Annotated in this window: 5 protein-coding genes; 2 read left to right on the top strand and 3 right to left on the bottom strand. The window is 63.3% G+C overall.

The features are described 5' to 3' along the window. The 3 genes from EN939_RS21605 to EN939_RS21595 all read right to left on the bottom strand — a co-directional run. On the bottom strand, positions 1-275 hold a 275-nt coding region (locus tag EN939_RS21605), incomplete at its 3' end, for a MarR family transcriptional regulator (protein WP_164751128.1). A gap of 179 nt (positions 276-454) precedes the next feature. Continuing rightward, positions 455-1477: an SIS domain-containing protein gene (locus EN939_RS21600; RefSeq protein WP_127269593.1), complete on the bottom strand. Its 1023-nt coding sequence runs from the start codon at positions 1475-1477 to the stop codon at positions 455-457. Next, the gene (locus EN939_RS21595) at positions 1478-2401 is read right to left on the bottom strand and encodes a BadF/BadG/BcrA/BcrD ATPase family protein (protein ID WP_236382668.1); all 924 of its coding nucleotides are present in this window, start codon (positions 2399-2401) and stop codon (positions 1478-1480) included. 216 nt (positions 2402-2617) lie between these two features. Here EN939_RS21595 and EN939_RS21590 point away from each other — a divergent pair, with 216 nt between their 5' ends. Together EN939_RS21590 and EN939_RS21585 are read left to right on the top strand one after the other, a co-directional pair. Next, a complete protein-coding gene (locus EN939_RS21590) occupies positions 2618-3802 on the top strand; it encodes an extracellular solute-binding protein (protein ID WP_245465224.1) in 1185 nt (394 codons plus the stop codon). Position 3803: 1 nt separating this feature from the next. Further along, positions 3804-4649, top strand: an 846-nt coding sequence (locus tag EN939_RS21585) for a carbohydrate ABC transporter permease (protein ID WP_164751127.1), incomplete at its 3' end; no start/stop codon positions are given.

The following is a 4649-nucleotide window of genomic DNA, read 5'->3' as shown; positions in this document are numbered from 1 at the left end:
CGCACCTGGGCGGCGCCGAAATCGATGCCGATCGCGTAGCCCGCGCCGGGACCGATGCCGTAGACCGTCGCCGTGCGGCCGATGGCGCCACGCTCCAGTCCGCGCGACGCCACAAGACCCAAGGCGCTCAGTTCCGACACCGCCGCCGACATGGTCGGTTTCGACAGGTCGAGCATGGCGCCGAGTTTCGGCCGGGTCACCGGCCCATGCGCGGCGAGCACACGAAGCACGGCGCGGGCGCTCTCGGTCAGATTGGGGATTTCCGCAGCCGCCATCTCAGCCGTTCGACCTTTTGCCCTGAAAATCCTATTGGCCGCGCGCAAAATCACCAGCACGACTCAAAGGCGCATGCATGTTCCCCTGAATGCCTCATTGCCGGGCAGTTTGGCAATTTCCGCAAGCAGGATCTCAAACCGAAGGTCGAACGCAGCGGAAAATGCGCGAACAGGACAGGCTACACCTCGGTCGGCGACCACGGCTTCAGCTTGGTGTCGGTCTGGCGGTAGCGGAACGTAATGTCGGCGAGGCCGGCGGCGTCCTGCATGTCGCCGACAATGAGCTGGATGGCGATGATCTCCAGTATGGCATCGGCCATGTCGTTGCCGAGTGCCGGGATGGAAATCACCACTAGCCTGTCGGCGGCAGCGACATCGACGCGCCGTGTCACCAGCACCGAGTGACAACCGAAGGCCGCAACATCCTGCGCGATCTTCACCTCGCGGCCATCACCGATGCAAATGAGTCCGGTCGCCGCATCTTGCGATTCCATCGGTCCGTGCAGGTAGTTCAGCGTATCCCATCCGGATGCCGGCACCCTCACCGCCTCGCGGATCAGCATCGCCGCCTCGCCGGCATTGGCGAAGCCGACGCCGGCGCCAACGATGTCGATGGATGTTCTGCCCTGCAGCAGCCGTGCCGCCTGCCCAGCAGCTTGCGTCGCGCCGGAAAGAACGGCGGCTGCGGCGGCAGGCAAACGCGCCCAATCGAAGCTGTTGCCGGCAAGCCTGCCGATCAGCATGCCAAGCGCCAGCAAGGTCCCGGTATAGCCGGTGGAGCTTGCGCCATTGTCGGCGCCAGAATCCGTGGCAAGCACAGCACCAGTCAGATCAGCCAGCGGATTGCCGCTGCCACGGCAGACCGCCAGGCGCGGCGCGCCCGACGCCTCGCGCATGACGTCGTAGATTTCGCGGCTCTGCCCGGAGGCCGACAGCGCGATGAACGCATCGGCGGCTGCATCCGTCCGGCCATAGAGATCGGTCGGCGTATAGGCAAAAGCCTTGATACCGGAGGCGCGCAGATAAAGCGCACCGGCCAGCGCTGCCTGATAGCTGGCGCCGATGCCGGCAAGCCCGATCGTCTTGCCGGCAAAAGCGCGGAGATCGAGGTCGTCAAGCGACGAGGCCACCGAACGCCGGCCGATTTCGAGACTTTCCGTCTGGCGCGCCACCGCCGGGCGATAGCCGATACGCTTCATCATTCAAACCGCTCCAATTCCCAAAGATTGGCCCTGACCGACCAGCAGTCGTCTCGCCAAGGCGACCGCACCCAGCACCGGCGGCTCGCGCAGCAGCAGCACCTGGCTCGACGGCGAGACCTTTGCCATGGCCTCGACGAATGCCGTCATCAACATCGGCTGCTCCGAGATGACCCCGCCGCCAGCCACGACAAGGGCGGGATTGGCGCCGCGTTCGATCAAGAGTGCGACCAATGCGGCCAACCCTGCCCCGCCTTCGCTGATAACACGGATAGCCAGAGCCGAGCGGGCGATCGCCGCGTCGAATACGGCATTGGCATAGCGGCCCCAGACCGCAGCACCACGCGTTTCGTTGAGCAGGATGCCAAGCTTGGTCTGGTCGTCTGTACCCAGTTCGCGCATCAGCCCGGCAATCAGCGGGTCACCATCCTGGCCCCGGTCGAGGCTGTGCCGGACTGCTTTCGCCGCCTCGCGCACCAATGCCGGCGCGCTGCCCTCGTCGCCAAGGATCCAGCCCCAGCCACCGGCTGCCAGCATCTTGCCATCGGCCGTGCGTGCCACCGCGATCGAGCCTGTGCCGGAGACGACGCCGATGCCGTCGATATAGCCAGCGGCAGGAACCATCAGCTCGGCATCGTTGACCACCTGCACCGCACCACCGGTCCTGCTTGCCAGCAGCGCCTGGAAGCGAAGGCATTGTTCACCCGTGTCGCAACCATGCGCGCCAACGGCCAGCACAGCGGGCGCGACCCCGCCGCACAATCCCGCGACGATCCCAGCCAGCGTCGTGGCATCGGTTTCCATCTGGCGGATGCGCCAGGTCTCCGTCACCAGCACCTCGTCGGCGATCGTACGCTCGCCCTGGCACGCCATGATCCGCGTCTTGGTGCCGCCGATATCCACGCCTGCAATGATTTTCTGGGTCACCGTTATCCACCGCACACGCCGGACGAAGCGGGTTGCCGCGTCCAGATCCTTATTAGTTAGGAAACTTTACAAACTATCTTTCCAGACGGCAAGAACTATGATTTGATAATGGTCGTAAAAAGCGCATCAAGCGCATTGGGAGATTGCAACATGAGCAGGAGAAAGATTGGTCTGGCCCTCGCGGCCGCGTCTTTCGCATGGGGACTCGCAGCCAGCGTGGCACATGCAACCGACATCTCGTTCTGGACCTGGCGCCAGGAAGACAAGGCTGCCTACAATGAACTTTTCGCGGATTTCGCCAAGGCCAACCCGGACATTCATGTGAAGTTCGAGTCGTTCCCGGATGAGAACTATCCGACGATTGTCTCGACGGCGCTGGCCGCCGGCAAGGGCGGCGACGTCATCCACACCCACGCCTATGGCTGGCTGGAGCAGTTCGTCAAGGCTGGCTATTTCGAGCCGCAGGATCTGACCACGGTGCCTTCACTCGCCAACCAGCCCGCCGATGCGCTGGTGGCCGGCACCTACCGCGCCGACAAGAAGGTCTATTCCCTGCCCTTCGCCTCGCAGACGCTCGGCCTGTTCATCAACAAGGACGTCTTCACCAAGGCCGGGCTGACGCCGCCGACCACATGGGATGAGTTCATAACCGTCAGCAAGGCGCTGAAGGACAAGGGTATTTACCCCCTGGCCAACGGCATGGGCACCAGCTGGTTCAACGAGATGTTCGTGGCCATCTTCACCAACCCGTTCCTCGGCCAGGACTTTGTCAGGGACCTGACGTCGGGCAAGACCACCTTCAAGGACCCGCGCTATGTTGCGGCGCTCGGCATGCTGCTCGAACTGCGCGACTACATGCCGCCCGGCTTCGAAGGCATCGACTACGACACCGCCGGCCAGCTGTTCATCAGCGGCAAGGCGGCGATGCTGGCCGGCGGCAGCTTCGATATCGCCAGCTACCGCACCCAGAACCCGGCCATCAACATGGACTTTGTCGCCCCGCCAATGGCCAAGGCCGGCGACACACCGCAGGTGACCAAGTTCTTCGATGGCGGCTATGCCGTCAACGCCAAGTCGGCCAACAAGGAGGCCGCGCTGAAGCTGGTCAACTGGATGGGCACCAAGGAGTTCGGCGACAAGTTCTCCGCTCTGCTCGGCAACATCTCGCCGATCAAGGGCGTCGTCATCAAGGACGAGCTTCTCGCCCATGTCGCCAAGTTGAACGAAACTGCCATGCCGCATATCAATGTCGTCTACTTCCGTTTCGAGAAGCCGACGGGATCGGAGCTGCTGCAGGGCGACATCACCAAGATGATGTCGGGTTCGATCACCCCGGACCAGCTCGCCGCCGACCTGACCAGCGGCCTCGCCAAATGGTACAAGCCTTTCCAGGGCAAGTGACATGAACATCGGCCGGCGCCACACCACAAAAGCCTTTCCGTGGCGCCGGTCACTCTGGATCGCGTCCCTGCTGACACCGGCCCTGGTGGTCATGGTGTTGTTCGTGCTCTGGCCGCTGCTGTCGGCCTTCCGCCTTGCCTTCTATGAGTTCAACGGCTTGCAGCCGACCGGATTCATCGGCTTTGAAAACTTCCGCAAGGTGCTGTTTGAACAGCCTTACAGCGACTGGACCTACAATGCGCTGAAGCACAACATCATCGCCTTCGTGGCGCTGATGGTGTTCGAGAACGGCACCGCCTTCCTGCTCGCCTACGCCTTGCTGAAGGCACTGCCCGGCCACCGCATCCACCAGGTCATCGTCTTTCTTCCCGTCGTGCTGTCGGCGGTCATCGTCGGCTTCCTGTGGAAACTGTTTCTGCACCCGCTGTTCGGTCTGGTGAACCAGACGCTGGCGCTGGTCGGCATCAGCGCCATCCCGTGGCTCGGCAACGAACACACCGCACTCGGCAGCGTCCTGTTCGCCAATGTCTGGCACTGGCTGGGCTTCCCGACCCTGGTGCTTTTGGCCGGCATGCAGCGCGTCAGCAAGGACGTGATCGAGGCCGCCCGTCTCGACGGCGCCGGCGACTATGTGCTGATGACCAAGATCGTGTGGCCGCTGATAGCGCCCAGCGTCACCATCGTCACCATCCTGACCTTCATCGGCAGCTTCAACTGGTTCGAAATTCCGTATGTGATGGCCGGCCTTACCGGTTCGCCCGGCGGCGCCACCGACGTGCTCGGCCTCTATTTCTACCGCACCGCCTTCGGCTCGACGACGACCGGCATCCAGGATTTCGGCCAGGGT

Source organism: Mesorhizobium sp. M7A.F.Ca.CA.002.05.1.1 (genome assembly GCF_003998335.1).
Lineage (GTDB): Bacteria > Pseudomonadota > Alphaproteobacteria > Rhizobiales > Rhizobiaceae > Mesorhizobium.
Note: the sequence above shows the minus strand (reverse complement) of the source record. Positions and strands in the feature narration are given on the sequence as shown.

Bases quoted from the DNA above. Each gene is read 5' to 3' on its own strand.
- EN939_RS21600 (WP_127269593.1), bottom strand. From the start codon at position 1,477: ATGATGAAGCGTATCGGCTATCGCCCGGCGGTGGCGCGCCAGACGGAA.